Raw genomic sequence first — 14,741 nt, forward strand, 5'->3', positions numbered from 1 at the left:
TAGTAGGGAGCGCATAATTTATGTTACAACGATTAAAACGGATTGCGCGGCGTGTCGTCTATGGACGGCGGGCACCAGTTAGCGATACGCAAGAATTAACGGAACCGACCGGGCCGCAAAGTGATGCGCTTGAATTTATGAACTCGCAACGAATCGCCAAGAATGCCGAATCATTGATCAAACGACAAGTGACTAAACTTGATTTTAATAGTTCTTACTTAGTTATTGAAGGTTCAGCATGGTTTGAAAAGTATCCTGAAAAAGATGCCGAGCGGATTATTAAGAGTTTGATTCTAATTAACGATCAGGCCGAAGAAATTGAAATTCCGTTGGTTAATACGACTGTTGAACGGCCCGGATTTCCAGCTTCTGGTTATCATGGTGACGTTAACTTTTCAACGATTTCTGATGGAAAGCCACTAATACCTGGTACTTATGAAATTAAATTACAACTGCAACAGTATTTAGGCAATGGTTGGCTAATTCGGCGGACTTCAATTGGACAAATCGTTGATACCCATCAGGATTTGAACTATACCACTAAAATGACGAGTTATTCGGCCAAGAGTAATAAATCATACAGCTTAATTTTCCGCTATAGCTTAGCTTCACAAGCATTGAAGGTCACTTCATACAAACTGAGTGATGTTAACCCGCTTGAAAATGAATTTACCGAAGACGTCGGCTTAGATAGTGCGGCGATGCGTGCCATTAAACGCCGGGCGCTAAAACTCTGGTATCGGTGGTACTGCCTTCAACCGATTCATAAGAAACAAATTTCATTTGTTTCCGATAGCCGGGTGACGATCTCCGGTAATTTCGAGTTTATTTATCAGGAATTAAAACGTCGCAATACTGATTTTAAGATTTCATTCTATTTGAAGCCAAGTATTAAAACCAAAAAATCCTGGAAAGAGGTTCGAACGTTAGCTAAAGCGTTGGCTACTAGTCGTTATGTGATTTTAGATGACTTTTACCCACTAGTTTACCCATTGCATATCCGGGAAAATGCGGATTTGATTCAGGTATGGCATGCGGTCGGTGCCTTTAAAACGTTTGGTTACAGCCGACTCGGGATGCCTGGTGGTCCTAAGATTCAATCACTGAACCATCGTAATTACACCAAAGCCTTGGTTTCTTCGCATAACATTGCGGATAAGTACGCGGAAGGGTTTGGGATTGCTCCAGATAAGATTCAGCCGCTGGGGATACCACGGACGGATATCTTTTTCGATGAACCTAAGAAACAGGCGATTCGAGAGCGACTAGCGCATGACCTGCCATTCATCAAGGGCAAAAAAGTCATTCTCTTTGCCCCAACGTTCCGTGGCAATGGCCAGCAATCAGCATACTATCCATTTGAAATGTTGAATTTTAGAGCAATCTACGAAGCATTACACGAAGATTACGTCTTTTTACTGAAGATTCATCCGTTTGTGCAAAACAAACCAACGTTACCATATGAATATTCGGACTTCTATTACGATGTTTCTGATTATCGTGAGATCAACGATTTATTACTCGTTGCTGACCAATTAATCACTGACTACTCATCAGTTTGTTTCGAATACGCACTACTGAACCGGCCAATGATTTTCTTTGCGCCGGACTTAGCGGATTACATGCAATCCCGGAGCTTTTACTTCAACTACTTTGATTTTATTCCTGGTAGTTTAGCGGAAAACACGGGTGAGTTGATCAGCCAGTTGCAACATCCACAAGTTGACCAAGCTAAATTGGACGGCTTTGTGAACTTCTTCTTTGATGATCTAGATGGTAAGTCTACAGCTCGTTTCGTGGATGCACTTGAAAATGACTTCGAGGATCCGAACGCAGCTGAGTTAGAAAATAACGACGGTCTCGCCATTAGTGAAGATGGTAAGATTATCCCTGATTGGGGTAAAAAGGCTAAATAATATGTTAAGATAAAGCAGTCAGTCACATCATCAGCGCATTTACAGCGTTGATTGTGTGACCGACTGTTTTTGCTAGGAATCTATAGGAGGAATTGATCATGTCACAAATTACGACACGGCGGCTCACCACTGCTGACGTGAACAAACTACAACAAATCAGTATTGAAACCTTTAAGGACACGTTTGGTGCACAAAACACCTCTGAAAATATGGCCGCATACTTACAAGATGCATATAACTTGCCCAAGTTAACCCATGAATTAGCGGAACCCGAATCACAATTTTATTTTGTTGAACGAGCCGGTGAATCATTAGGATACTTGAAATTAAACACCGGTGCGGCACAATCAGAAGCAATGGGTCCAGACACTTTAGAAGTTGAACGAATCTATATCCGAAAAGCTTTCCAACACCAAGGGCTCGGTAATCAATTTATGCAACAAGCGATTCAAATTGCTAAAGCTAATCACAAGCATAAAGTTTGGCTTGGCGTTTGGGAACATAACGAACCGGCAAAGGACTTCTATGCGAAATGGGGCTTTGAACAATTCAGTGCTCACGATTTTGTGATGGGTGACGATCGCCAAACCGATTTACTCATGATTAAGTCGCTGACTCAGGACTAGATCGGAAGTCGCTGCCTAATTGACGACACCACCCAAGCAGCTTGTTCTTGAAAATTAAAAATTGTCCGAAGTTCGTGGCTGTGCCATTAAAAATCGAACTACCCCTTGTTTTTGTTAAGAAAGGGGCTTATACTATTAATCAATCGCACACGATTGAAAGGGGCATCTGCATGACACTAGAAATTGACCTAGCAAATCAACTTTGTTTTAGCATATACAATGCCAATCGGTTATTTAACAAATTTTATGTCGAAACATTAACGCCATTCAAGCTGACTTACGCACAATATCTCGTACTAATGGCATTGTGGGAACGCGACGATCAGTCACTACACGAATTGGGTCAAGTTCTGCGTTTAAGTAGCAACACTCTGACACCACTTTTGCGGCGTATGGAAGACGCCGGGTGGTTGCAACGGGAGCGCCCAGCAACGGATCGGCGTCAATTGGTTATTCATCTCACAACTCAAGGCAAGCAACAACAAGCACCAATCGAAGCCGCGATTGCAACTTGTATCAGTCGCTACCATCTGACCATCGATGAATATCAGCAGGCTTTGGCCTTGAACCAGAAGATCATTACCGCATTATCACAAGATTTGGCCTAGATGGGCCTTTTTATTGGCTATTTCAATCGTGCACGACTGAATTATAAATTTAGGAGGAATCTTTAATGGCAGATTATGACACAATTTTTATCGGTAGCGGTCACGCGACGTGGCACGCTGCAGTGACCCTTGCACGTGCGCAACAAAAGGTAGCAATCATTGAAGAGGATACAATCGCCGGGACATGCACTAACTTTGGTTGTGATGCTAAGATTTTGTTAGACGGCCCCTTCGAGCTGACCGAACAGCTCAAACAATACCAGGGGATTGGTGTCAACACAACGCCCAGTATCGATTGGTCACAATTGATGGCATATAAGCAGCAAGTCATTCAACCCTTATCGGTACAAATGACGGCCGTATTCAAGCAATTAGGGATTAAGATTATTACAGGACATGGCGAACTGACTGATACGCACACTGTTAAAGTGGCCGGCAGCACGTATACGGCGGATACCATCGTTGTCGGGACCGGACAGCGCCCAGCCAAATTAGCTATTCCGGGCGCTGATCTAATGCATGATAGTCGTGATTTTCTTGACCTACCAACCATGCCCAAGCGGTTGACCTTGATTGGTGCCGGAATTATCTCGTTAGAATTTGCCAACATGGCTGTGTTACTAGGATCTGAAGTGCATATTATTGAGTTTGCCGACCGGGCACTACCTGCATTTTATTCAGAGCACGTTGAAAAAATGATTGCACATTTACAGGCAGCCGGGGTACACTTCCACTTTGGTGAAGCCCTTAGCCAAGTGACTAAAAGCGCCACGGGATTATTGGCAACCACTAAGAACGGCCTGACCATTGAGAGTGATGACATCATCACAGCTACTGGTCGGATTCCAAACATCGAACACTTAGGGTTAACGAAAGTTGGCATTAAGACCGATCGGCACGGCATTATCGTCGACGACCATTTGCAGACAAATATTCCCAACATTTACGCTAGCGGTGATGTCATCAGCAAGACTTTGCCGAAGTTAACACCGACCGCGACCTTTGAGTCTAACTACATTGCCGGCCAATTGCTTGGAAGTACGGCCGCGATTGATTATCCGGTCATTCCATCGGTCGTCTTTACGTTACCAAGAATCGCACAAGTCGGTATCCCTGTCGAAGCCGCCAAGTTTGATACTGAACACTTTCACGTTCAAGCACTACCATACGGTAAACTGTTAGCCTTTCAGTATCAAAACGAGGTCGATGCTGATCTACAACTGGTCTTTGACCAAGAGAATTACCTTGTTGGCGCCTCCATCTATGGTAATGGCGCACCAGACTTGATTAACTTACTGACCATGATTATTACTGATCACGTCTCAGCCAACACGTTAAGTCAGAAGATTTTTGCCTTTCCGAGTGCTTCAGTGGGTATCATTGATATGTTGACACCACTTTTACACCATGACTAGTTTTAAACCAACTGACCAATTTAAAAGATACTGTGTAGGCGTCGCCTATACAGTATCTTTTTGCCGTTCGAGACTAACTCACCGATAGTTCATGCCTAGGGCCCCTAATAATTTGACAAGCAGGATAATGGCCCCACCGAGCGTCCAAATGAAGACGCCCCAGCTTAACCAACTGGCCTGAACAAATAAACTGATCAAAATGAACCAATTCATCCCAAAGAGCCACCAACTGAGTGTGCCTTTCAGAATCATTGACCATACAAAGGGTGTCGCATACCGATTTAGCAGGATAATCACAAGCAATAGGGCCGGAATGAGCATACTTTCAAACATTGCCAAATAATGGTACGGATCGCTCGTATAAGCGATTGCCCCCAATAAACCATAGTGATTTGGTATCGTCGTTAAAAGGGCTGCTTGCCCAATATAAACGATGATTGGTTGGCCAATCAACAGTGCGAGTAATCCCCAAGTTATCTTTTTCATCAGTCTACGCCGTCCTTATTGTTTAATAACACTATCTTACCAATCTACATAGGCGCCTAACTACCGAATAATTGTAAACTTCTCGTGAAAAAGACGTAAAGAATGAGCATGATTCGTTCACTATGTTTTCATAACATAAATAATAGGCATTTTAAAAAAGTATGCGTATAATACCTTCTTAATAAGTTTCTATGGGGGAGTTATGATGATAATAGTTCGAGTTGCAATTACGATTTCAGTCGTTTTTTACTTGTATTTTATTATTAATTTATTGTTGATCAATCACTATCGGGAGCCCATTCAAAGCTATGAAAAAGGGCCCACACCCTATGAATTATTTTTGGTCATTCCGGTACTCAATGAAGAACACGTGATCTCGCGCACGATTACGCAACTTACTGAATCACTCGAACAATTACCGCCAACCGTTCACGCCCAGATCATTGCCGTCGATGACGATTCGACTGATCACAGTCTACTGTTGTTAACTCAGTCATCGTCGCGCTTCTTACAAATTCTACACCGCACGGGTAACCAGCGTGCTGGTAAAGGGGCCGTCCTCAACACTGCTGTCCAGTATATTCATAAGACGTTAGCACTAAAATCTGATCCGCAACGAACAATCGTGGGGGTCCTAGATGCAGACGCATTCATGAATACTGCTGACTTGACACGGGTGCTGGCGCACTTTGAACAAGAACCACAGTTGGCGATGATCCAAACTAGTGTGAACATTTATAATCAGCCCAACTGGCTGACCAAGATGCAAAATTTTGAGTTTATGGGCGTTAACAATGCCACTCAACAGCTACGCAACCGTCTTGGTCAGGGGATCGCGTCGGGTAATGGTCAGTTTGTCCGGCTAGATTTAGCGTTGCAAAACCCATGGGGGAATAGCTTACTTGAGGATCTCGAATTTACTTTGCGGACTTGGCTGTTAGGTGGTACCCGAACAGCTTTTGATCATACATTAGTTGTCCAGCAAGAAGCTGTTGAACAATTACGACCGTTTTTTCGCCAACGGGTACGCTGGTGTCAGGGTGCCGTTCAATGTATGCGTTATCTACCAGCACTTTGGCGTTCGGGACGTCTGAACCATTTTCAAAAATTGGACACGACCTTTTGGATTTTGATGCCTATCAGTGGTTGTATCGTGCCACTGACCAGTCTAATCACGTTAGTCGTGCTTGTGAGCCGTAGCCTACAACATTGGCAAGTTGGGTGGCATCACTTGGCTATCGGGACATTACTAGTGATCGCTTTTTCGGCTTGTTTGGTATTAGCAGCACTGTATCAACGCAACTGTGCCGTCGTGAAACAACCCGTTGGATTCATGAATGCCCTCAAACAAAGTTTAAGCTTTCAGGCATTCTTATTGATCATTAGCCTGACGCCATACGTCGCCATTTATCGGCAGTTACGCGGTCAAACAGCGTGGGCTAAAACGCGCCATGGTGTTACGACCCGCGTTGCAAAATATCCAGATACTGGCTTAAAACGCTCATATTAAGATGAAGGTGCATGCCGATGAAGTGGTGCTATAAGATATTTCAAATTACCGTTCTCACGATTGCAGCTGCCTTACTCGGGTGGATGATTGTCGCCAACTGGCAAGTCAACCTGAAATTACACCTCGCAATCAGTGCTTGGATAGGCGCTGGTTTATTCGTATTGTTCATTAGTGCCACGATTGGCCTTGGCAGCTGGTGGTTGAGCCGCCACCAAACTAGCTGGTTAGTTGCAGCACTGATGGGGTTAACTATCTTAAAATTTCCACTAGTTGCAGGGTTAAAGATCGACCCGACCTCAGATTTCTGGAATTACCATACACTAGCCGCGTTTAGTGCCCAAGGATTCACCTGGACCCAACTGTTACACCATGGTATCGTTGGCAATTACGTCGTTTTTCCGCACGCTTTAAATATCGCGAACGGCTACAGTTTAGTCGCGGCTTTTGGCGGGGCCAACTTTTTTGTCAGCCAACTAATCAATATTGGGTGTACTTTAGTCGATATGGTCTTAATTTACTGGCTAGTCGCACGGTGGCTCTCACGACAATTAGGCATCATGGCTGCCCTCATTTTTTACTGGATTCCAGCTTATTGGCTGTACGGCACGCTCTTAAATGGTGGTGAACCGTTCTTTTTCACCAGCGTCCTGCTCATGATGTATGCGCTGACGCGGGCATTAGTCCCACTCACGACGACCACAATCACGGATCGACGACTATACCTAGCGTTAGCGATCGTGATGACTGTCGTGGCCAATATGCTGAGGCCAATCATGGGCGTCTGGCTAATTGCACTGGGTTTGATGAGTTTGTGTGTCCTGCTTAAATCTCACCACCTTTACCGCGTTCAAGTACGTCAGCTCCTCATATACAGTGCGGTCGTGTTAGGACTCATGTTCACAGCGACTAATCTCGACAGCTGGTTATATGGCTTTAAGGTTGCGCCAGCCCAAGTTGAAACTTTATACAGCCTGGCTACGGGGACAGATGTTAAAAGTCACGGGACCTATAGCCCGGCACTACAAGCTACCGTCAGCCACGAATTACGGGTGGCGCCCACGTTGACGCAAGCCTATCCGCGAATCACACGAACGATGGCGAGGACTTTGCAGACTAATCTCAAACAAATCAAGCCACAGTTGGGGTCATTTGTTAATGAAAAAATGCAGGGCTTTATTCGTGAGGATTATGGCTATGATTGGAGCTTATATAACTTAAGCCATCATCCCGGTTTGCTTAACCGCCACTGGTTTTATTTAGCCCCTATATTGATTACAAGTGCGACGGTTTATTGGCAGGCAATGCTGGTGATTGCGTTATTCAGTGTTTTAATGGGGCTGGGACTGCTATGGCATCAACACTATCTTAACCACTATTTGCTAATGGCAGCGCTTTTGTTAGACGGTTTCACCTTAAGCGCTTTACCATTAGAAGTACAGGGCCGCTATCATATTATCTTGTACTTACCAATCCTTATGTTGATGACTTGCGGGATCGCGGGGGCCAAGCTCTGGCGGCGTCAAATCAAGCAGAGTTGAGTAACAGTGGCAATTTCAAGATCAATACCCAAATGAATCGCTAGCGTTCGAAGCTCACTGAATGAAAATTAAACTGATGATATAAAAAAGATTATTGCTGACAGTAGTGACTGTTACTTCAGTAATAATCTTTTTATAATGTTTAAAAGGGGACAGATCGTCTAATTTGTACTATCAAATTATTGTGGCTACGGTCATAGTTAATAGCTGGCACTGCCAGTATCGTTAGCAAATACCACGGATCAATTGACTTTAATGGCCCGTAATCCCCATTTACTAATGCCGATTGGGTGCTCGTCAAGGTGCCAGGACAGCCCGGTGATGACCACTAAATGATTGATTGCTCTTCGCCAACATGTCATGGCAACGGGTTTCAAGCTAGGGCGACAGTCAGTACTATGGGCGATGGATGACGCTGTTAGTGGCTGGGGGGCGGTTCGGCGTAAAATTACGCGGGCTAGCAAAATCATTGCTATGAGCCGTCATGTCAATCCGCCAGGCTTCAGCCAAAACGTGCGTTGCAATGGATATTGTCGTCAAAACCATTGAATTGCCCAATTGATCCGATAAAACTGGTGCTGAAGCGGTTTTAGAATGCGTTGAAATGGAATAGGCTTAAGAGTAGGGCGACCGGGTGCTATTTTTGGCCGGGTAGGGGTTGTCACAAAAGGTTGAAATGAACTCCAACGGCCCATTTGCGTAATATCGGTTTGCATGATGACATTGCGTTCGTGACAACTTGCTGCAAATTACACAATTTTATTAGCCGTGGTATTGAAAGAACCCATCACCCCGGTAAATTATTCACCAAACTTTTGATCTAGCACATGTCCAACAAACATATGAGGCCATGGCGAATTATTGTTCGTAGTCTGCAATAATTGTTGACACTAAATTGAATGGCACAATCAGCTTTAATAAATACGCTTAATTTTAGGACTAATGGTCTGAAAATTAACAAGTTGTCAAGCCACAATTCTGACTAATAATCGCCAAAAAACAGTTGAAAGCTAGGCTAGTTGCCGCTAATTACCTGGGCTTCATGCAACCGCAGGTACTCAAGGATGCCACTCACATTTATGGTGTTCAGCCCGCGGCCTCTAATATAAATTACGGTAGACTGATGTGGTTGTCGACAAGATAAATTAGTATTACAGACTGGTCTAAATTACACATCTTTAACATTTTTGAACGTGGCTGATGATTCAGTTAAGCGCGTGATTGAACACTGTCCTGATACGGTTTTTGGCGTTTCTGGTCCATGGCAAATCATGTCTTTTGAAAAAATAAGGCTGTCGTTAGCAAACCATCGATTCAATAAATATGAGCAATAACATCATTAACACAGTCAAAAGCTATTTCATGATGCATGGTGGCCACCTTATGAACCATAATCATATATTCACGGTAAGTCACATCAATAATATGATTCAGTGAGTTCAGTAGATTTTATAAAAATGTGCCATAAATTAATTTGCCACCCAAAAATTATCGCTGTACTAGCAGTAAACTTGATGACAATTCACGCGATAAAAGCGGTTTGTTGTGATTATGATGGTTTATGTGTGGATTATGGGTAAATCTAGCTAGGGGGCTTTTTTTACATTTTCTAGTTTACATAATATATATTATACAAAGTAGAATTAAAAACAAAATTGCTCCCCCACGACCTGATTTAGGTCCCCTTCAGAATTTTTCAAGACGTCCGCTTAACTTAAATTATTTTTTATGATTCACAAACATCAACACTAAAATTAGTCGATTGAATTTCAACCGAGCATTTTTCGTTAATTCGGATCAACTTATCTGAATCACTAAAAGTTCAAATGTTTTCAGACTCCTAAATCCAATTATCACTAGTTTGCATGCACGCTCATGATTTGCTGATAACTAACATCGATTTTACGGTTTATTTAAGGGACAACTCTTCAACTAATAAACGAACACGCGCTTAGAACGCGTCTCTCAGCATCGGTCAAATCGCTTGTTTTTGTTGTAAATTTATGTTTTAGTTAAAGTAAGAATTCTAACCCAGAAAGGATGTCCTACTATCAATGACCGCTAAATTTCCGTATGCTAAAAGCTTTCTCGCCTCATTAGAAACTGCTGGCAAGCAAGCTAGTACGATTGAGCAATATGAATTAACCTTGGCTGACTTTTTCAACTATGAGCAGCATTTCAATGAGACCTTTGCTAAGGATCAATTACTAGCAGATTTAACTGAGAATGATATTCAAGCTTACTTGGCAATGCTCCGTGAACAACGCCAATTCAAAACATCGACACTGAACAAATGTCTGTCGAATCTAAACGGCTACTTTAGCTATTTATTTTCACACCGAATTATTACAACTTTACCAACCTTTACAATTAAAGGGCAACCCTTGACCAATCGTCAACAAACAACGACCTGGCCAGAGCAATTAGCGGCATGGTTAGCAATGGATGATCTGCATCCATACACCCGCTTATTCTTGTTACTAACGACCAAGGGTTATACTGCCACGGAGATGCTATCCCCAGGGTTTTATCAGCAGTTGAATGCAATTACCTTTACAGCAGTAGAACAGGCTTTTCTGGTTAAACTACGGGCCTATTTGCAGCCATTACAGACTCAAAGTGGTAGTTCGGACCTTTTTTTAAAGCAGCGTCAACGCGGAACCGACCCACATCTCACCCTCGCGGCATTGCATAAATACTTGGCGGGTGATAGTCAACGTTTAGGTGTGCCATTAAAGCCGGTTGCATTGCGCCAGGACTTCATGCTGTGGTTTCTCAATCAACACCGGACGACCGAACCGACTGAGATCATGCAACAACTACTTTTAGATGAAACCAGCCTCGAATATTACCAAAACTTGCTACGACAACGTGATTTGCGAACTTTAAAAGCCACTAAAACCGACTAAGTGACACTGATGGGCTAACTGCTACAGTTAGCTTTTTTAGTTAAAGTAACTTTACGTTGTTGCACGATCTTTACATAACTTTACAAACACGTCACAAGCATTACGTGGAATTTGCTAGTTAATTAAGAAGCCTTAAAACGCCTATACAACGCGCCTTTTTGCAGTTAAACTAGTTTTATTGAATTTAACTAAAGTATTGAAAGGATGATTTGATGACATTCTATCGTTGGTTAGAACCGTTTATTGAACAAAATGGTCCGTTCGCGCCAGCCGCTTGTTATGCGCACTCAGATTTTGATTTTCCTTTGACTAGTAATGTTCATGAATTATCTGATTATATTACTTACTTAAATATTCGTGACTCAGTCAAAAAATCATTTTATTCAGCATTGGACGCGTACCAAGCAAGTTAACAATCATAATTGAACTCAAAAACCAACCTACTAGCCCAGCGACGATTGCTGTGGTTGCAGGTTGGTTTATTCGTGTTTTTAGCCTTATTTTTATCGAGATGAGACTCAAACGATACGAAGATCGCAAATCTGAGCCATTTTCAACGCTTAATCACCATCTAGCTTATTGCCAATGTTGCTTAATAAACGCCTCACGACCACCCATTTCTTCGATTTGATAACGGAATGGATTGCGTCGATAAAAGTCTTGGTGCTCGGCTTCTGCGGGATAAAATGGCTTCGCATCTTCAATGGTTGTCACAATCGGCTCAGCAAACTTACCGCTAGCCGCAAGTGCATCTCTTGAAGCAGTTGCAGTTCGACGTTGAGCTTCACTATTAACAAAAATTACCGGTCGATAACTGTCACCACGGTCCTGAAATTGGCCAGAAGCATCGGTTGGATCAGTCTGACGCCAGTAAATTTCGACCAAGTCAGCATAACTGATTACATCTGGGTCAAAAGTGATTTTAACCGCTTCAGTATGCCCAGTCGTGTGGCTGGCAACTTGTTCATACGTCGGATTAGCGACGGTACCACCAGTGTAACCTGAAATGACTGACTTGATCCCGGGCTGTTGATCAAACGGTTTGACCATGCACCAGAAACAGCCACCAGCAAATATTGCAGTCTCTGTCATCTAAATTCCTCCCGTTTATTAACTCAATTATTTAAATAAACTCTGATACTGACCATAACCAGCCTTTTCAAGGTCGGCAACTGGAATGAACTTCAGTGCTGCTGAATTAATACAATAACGAAGCCCGCCGCGATCTCGTGGCCCATCTGGAAAGACGTGACCTAAATGTGAGTTTGCTTGTGTGCTAGTCACTTCTGTTCGATGCATGCCAAACGACTCGTCACGGTGTTCGTTAAGATTAGTCTGATCGATTGGTTTAGTGAAGGATGGCCACCCACAACCCGCATCATATTTGTCACGCGAGCTAAAGAGTGCTTGACCACTAACTACATCAACGTAAATACCTTCCTGGTAAAAGTTATCATACTCACCGCTAAATGGCCGTTCGGTCGCTGCCTCTTGAGTAACGGCGTATTGTTCAGGCGTTAGACGCTGTCGTAATTCACCCTGCTGTTTATCCATTACTATCAGTCCTTCCATAATTGAGTTGTGTACAATCTAATTACAGTATTTATCATACCCCAATCTAGCTAGAATGCAAAAAAGAAGCTCCAACAAGTGGTAGCTTCTTTTTAAATTAATCTGTAAATTAAGCGTTGAAGGCGTCCGTTAATTGAGGGACAACTTGCTTCTTACGTGAAACGACACCTGGTAAGCTTAACCGGTTGTTAGCAATCGTCTTACCAAAGGCTTTTTCAACAGGTTCCGTTGGGTTACCAACGACTAATAATTCCGAGTTACTATCTAAGATATTAGTAGCCAAGATTAAGAATAAATCATAGCCGTCACTCGCATTTTCGTCTTTTGCAGCAGCTTCTAAAGCAGCTTGACGCTTGAAAACATCATCCAAGTCAACTGTATTGATTTGCGCAACGCGCACGGTCTTGCCAGCCATTTCAAATGACTTCGCATCGGCATCGATTAATTCCTTTTCAGTCTTGCTGTCAAGGTTAGTGCCCGCTTTAAGCATTGCTAAACCATACGTTTCATAATCAATATCAGCAATTTTAGCTAAGTCTTTAACAACTGCCACGTCAGTTTCCGTTGTGGTTGGGGACTTTAAGAGTAATGTATCTGAAATGATTGCAGATAACATTAATCCAGCTAACTTGGCTGGAATTTCAATGTCATTTTCTTTGAACAACTTGTAAATGACAGTGCTGCAGCAACCAAGTGGTTCAGCCCGGTAGAATAATGGTTGGGCCGTGTCAAAACCAGCAATTCGATGATGATCAACCACGTGACTAACAGTTACGTCAGCAATGTCACTCACACTTTGTTGAGGTTCGTTATGATCAACAAGCATAACACTGTCAACTTCATCACTGGCCTTAGTAATCACCCGTAGTGCTGGTTCATCGAAGTAATCCAAAACAAATTGAGTTTCTTCGTTGGGTTCGCCTAATGCAACTGCTTCAGTGTCCGCTCCCATCTTATTTTCGTAGTATGAGAACGCCTTAGCCGCCACGATTGCGTCGGTATCAGGATTTTGATGTCCAAAAACTAATTCCTTACTCATTAGCACAAAACTCCCTTAAAACTTATTTTTGATTAATCTTTTGTAACCGTGAAATATAATCTTCGGTCCGTAAGTAGGCATCAAATTCATCAAGGAAATTCTTGATTCGCGGAATTTGGTCCTTATCTTTACGGAAGACAAAATTTAAGTCAAACTTGATGGCTGGTTCAAATGACAACGTGTGGAGCTTATCAGTTGCCGGATTAGCCACCATAAATGAATTTGGCAACGCCGTGTTAGTATTAGTTGCTGCCACAAAGCGATAAATCTGTTGTGGCGTCGTAAACCGTGCGACTGCCGTTGGCAAATCAGCCAACTGGTTCTTATAAGATTCCTTAACCACTTGATCCAAGTAATAGTTTTCAGGATACGTCACCCATGGATTGAGCGTCGTATCTTTGAACTTGATGCGCTTCTTCTTCGCTAACTTCTCGTCACCCGAAATGAATAGCAATTCGTCTTGGATAATCTTCTTAGACTGGTATGGCTTCCAGTTCTTGATACTTTCATCAGGTAGGTACATGACTGCCAAATCAATCCGATTATTTTCTAATCGTTCCCAAATCTCTTTACGCGTCAGCATGTGCAACGAAATAATAACATTTGGATTGGCCTCGTAATACTTAATGGCAAAATCCTCAAATACATGGTCTTCAATTGAAGCTAGCACGCCAATATTGATTGTTCCTTGAGTAGCACTAGTTGTCTGCTGGATTTCATCAGTTGCCTTGTTCAATACACTATAAATACTGTGGGTTGCGTTAAGCATTGTGTAACCGGCGTCAGAGAGACGTAACTTTTTCCCAACGGAATAAAATAAAGGGGCACCAACGGTACGCTCTAGTTTTTTGATCTGTTGGGTCAATGCTGGTTGCGTAATTCCTAAAATTTGAGCTGCCTGTGTGTAATTCATAGTTTCAGCTAGTTGCAAGAAATACGTTAACGTTTTCGATGAGAAAATACTTTCTTGAGTTGTCTTCATGAATTTTACCTGATCCTTTCTTCTTATCGCCATCTTATGATATCTATAATTTTATACAAGATTCAAAGTGAAAGCAAGCGGTTGTTATTGGTAAATAAAGCTTAACTAATTCATAATCTTTTACCCTGTTATAATATTAT

The 14,741-nt window shown here is 42.6% G+C and carries 13 protein-coding genes; 8 read left to right on the forward strand and 5 right to left on the reverse strand.

Features of this window, described 5'->3' with window-relative positions; all coding sequences use genetic code 11:
• The first annotated feature begins 20 nt into the window (after positions 1-20).
• From E5260_RS07835 to E5260_RS07850, 4 genes are all read left to right on the forward strand, one after another.
• Positions 21-1,916 (forward strand): CDP-glycerol glycerophosphotransferase family protein, encoded by a 1,896-nt coding sequence (locus E5260_RS07835; protein ID WP_003640543.1) that lies wholly within the window; start codon positions 21-23, stop codon positions 1,914-1,916.
• Between the two features lie 98 nt (positions 1,917-2,014).
• Entirely contained in the window at positions 2,015-2,542 is a 528-nt protein-coding gene (locus tag E5260_RS07840) for a GNAT family N-acetyltransferase (RefSeq protein WP_003640544.1), read from the forward strand.
• Between the two features lie 170 nt (positions 2,543-2,712).
• Positions 2,713-3,150 (forward strand): MarR family winged helix-turn-helix transcriptional regulator, encoded by a 438-nt coding sequence (locus E5260_RS07845; protein ID WP_003644413.1) that lies wholly within the window; start codon positions 2,713-2,715, stop codon positions 3,148-3,150.
• A 65-nt stretch (positions 3,151-3,215) separates the two neighbouring features.
• On the forward strand, positions 3,216-4,565 hold the full coding sequence (locus E5260_RS07850; RefSeq protein ID WP_003640546.1) for a dihydrolipoyl dehydrogenase family protein: 1,350 nt from the start codon (positions 3,216-3,218) through the stop codon (positions 4,563-4,565).
• Positions 4,566-4,643: 78 nt separating this feature from the next.
• On the opposite strand, the gene E5260_RS07855 is transcribed toward E5260_RS07850, so the two are convergent.
• Positions 4,644-5,051, reverse strand: coding sequence for a hypothetical protein (locus E5260_RS07855; RefSeq protein ID WP_003640547.1), 408 nt, complete (start codon positions 5,049-5,051; stop codon positions 4,644-4,646).
• A 202-nt stretch (positions 5,052-5,253) separates the two neighbouring features.
• On the opposite strand from E5260_RS07855, the gene E5260_RS07860 reads away from it, so the two are divergent.
• From E5260_RS07860 to E5260_RS07875, 4 genes are all read left to right on the forward strand, one after another.
• Complete coding sequence (locus E5260_RS07860) at positions 5,254-6,561, forward strand: glycosyltransferase family 2 protein (RefSeq protein ID WP_003640548.1); 1,308 nt, start codon at positions 5,254-5,256, stop codon at positions 6,559-6,561.
• 11 nt (positions 6,562-6,572) lie between these two features.
• Positions 6,573-8,099 (forward strand): hypothetical protein, encoded by a 1,527-nt coding sequence (locus E5260_RS07865; protein ID WP_003640549.1) that lies wholly within the window; start codon positions 6,573-6,575, stop codon positions 8,097-8,099.
• Between the two features lie 2,054 nt (positions 8,100-10,153).
• Positions 10,154-11,008: a phage integrase N-terminal SAM-like domain-containing protein gene (locus E5260_RS07870; protein WP_003640550.1), complete on the forward strand. Its 855-nt coding sequence runs from the start codon at positions 10,154-10,156 to the stop codon at positions 11,006-11,008.
• 212 nt (positions 11,009-11,220) lie between these two features.
• Positions 11,221-11,421 carry a sterile alpha motif-like domain-containing protein gene (locus E5260_RS07875; RefSeq protein WP_003640551.1) on the forward strand — a complete coding sequence of 67 codons (201 nt, stop codon included), beginning with the start codon at positions 11,221-11,223 and terminating at the stop codon, positions 11,419-11,421.
• 163 nt (positions 11,422-11,584) lie between these two features.
• Here E5260_RS07875 and msrA read toward each other — a convergent pair whose 3' ends face one another.
• The 4 genes from msrA to E5260_RS07895 all read right to left on the reverse strand — a co-directional run bounded on the left by msrA (position 11,585) and on the right by E5260_RS07895 (position 14,601).
• Positions 11,585-12,100: a peptide-methionine (S)-S-oxide reductase MsrA gene (gene msrA, locus E5260_RS07880; RefSeq protein WP_003640552.1), complete on the reverse strand. Its 516-nt coding sequence runs from the start codon at positions 12,098-12,100 to the stop codon at positions 11,585-11,587.
• A gap of 27 nt (positions 12,101-12,127) precedes the next feature.
• Complete coding sequence (gene msrB, locus E5260_RS07885) at positions 12,128-12,562, reverse strand: peptide-methionine (R)-S-oxide reductase MsrB (protein WP_003644417.1); 435 nt, start codon at positions 12,560-12,562, stop codon at positions 12,128-12,130.
• 127 nt (positions 12,563-12,689) lie between these two features.
• Complete coding sequence (locus E5260_RS07890; RefSeq protein WP_003640554.1) at positions 12,690-13,619, reverse strand: manganese-dependent inorganic pyrophosphatase; 930 nt, start codon at positions 13,617-13,619, stop codon at positions 12,690-12,692.
• Between the two features lie 22 nt (positions 13,620-13,641).
• Positions 13,642-14,601, reverse strand: coding sequence for a LysR family transcriptional regulator (locus tag E5260_RS07895; RefSeq protein ID WP_003644418.1), 960 nt, complete (start codon positions 14,599-14,601; stop codon positions 13,642-13,644).
• Positions 14,602-14,741 lie beyond the last annotated feature (140 nt).

Origin of the sequence: Lactiplantibacillus plantarum, assembly GCF_014131735.1 — a bacterium.
In the GTDB taxonomy this organism is placed as follows: Bacteria; Bacillota; Bacilli; order Lactobacillales; family Lactobacillaceae; genus Lactiplantibacillus; species Lactiplantibacillus plantarum.

What these genes read in the sequence shown, in the direction of transcription:
- msrA (WP_003640552.1), bottom strand. Translation starts at nt 12,100, where the DNA reads ATGACAGAGACTGCAATATTTGCTGGTGGCTGTTTCTGGTGCATGGTC.
- E5260_RS07895 (WP_003644418.1), bottom strand. Translation starts at nt 14,601, where the DNA reads ATGAAGACAACTCAAGAAAGTATTTTCTCATCGAAAACGTTAACGTAT.
- E5260_RS07850 (WP_003640546.1), top strand. Translation starts at nt 3,216, where the DNA reads ATGGCAGATTATGACACAATTTTTATCGGTAGCGGTCACGCGACGTGG.
- E5260_RS07845 (WP_003644413.1), top strand. Translation starts at nt 2,713, where the DNA reads ATGACACTAGAAATTGACCTAGCAAATCAACTTTGTTTTAGCATATAC.
- E5260_RS07860 (WP_003640548.1), top strand. Translation starts at nt 5,254, where the DNA reads ATGATGATAATAGTTCGAGTTGCAATTACGATTTCAGTCGTTTTTTAC.
- E5260_RS07890 (WP_003640554.1), bottom strand. Translation starts at nt 13,619, where the DNA reads ATGAGTAAGGAATTAGTTTTTGGACATCAAAATCCTGATACCGACGCA.
- E5260_RS07870 (WP_003640550.1), top strand. Translation starts at nt 10,154, where the DNA reads ATGACCGCTAAATTTCCGTATGCTAAAAGCTTTCTCGCCTCATTAGAA.
- E5260_RS07835 (WP_003640543.1), top strand. Translation starts at nt 21, where the DNA reads ATGTTACAACGATTAAAACGGATTGCGCGGCGTGTCGTCTATGGACGG.
- E5260_RS07855 (WP_003640547.1), bottom strand. Translation starts at nt 5,051, where the DNA reads ATGAAAAAGATAACTTGGGGATTACTCGCACTGTTGATTGGCCAACCA.
- msrB (WP_003644417.1), bottom strand. Translation starts at nt 12,562, where the DNA reads ATGGATAAACAGCAGGGTGAATTACGACAGCGTCTAACGCCTGAACAA.
- E5260_RS07840 (WP_003640544.1), top strand. Translation starts at nt 2,015, where the DNA reads ATGTCACAAATTACGACACGGCGGCTCACCACTGCTGACGTGAACAAA.
- E5260_RS07875 (WP_003640551.1), top strand. Translation starts at nt 11,221, where the DNA reads ATGACATTCTATCGTTGGTTAGAACCGTTTATTGAACAAAATGGTCCG.
- E5260_RS07865 (WP_003640549.1), top strand. Translation starts at nt 6,573, where the DNA reads ATGCCGATGAAGTGGTGCTATAAGATATTTCAAATTACCGTTCTCACG.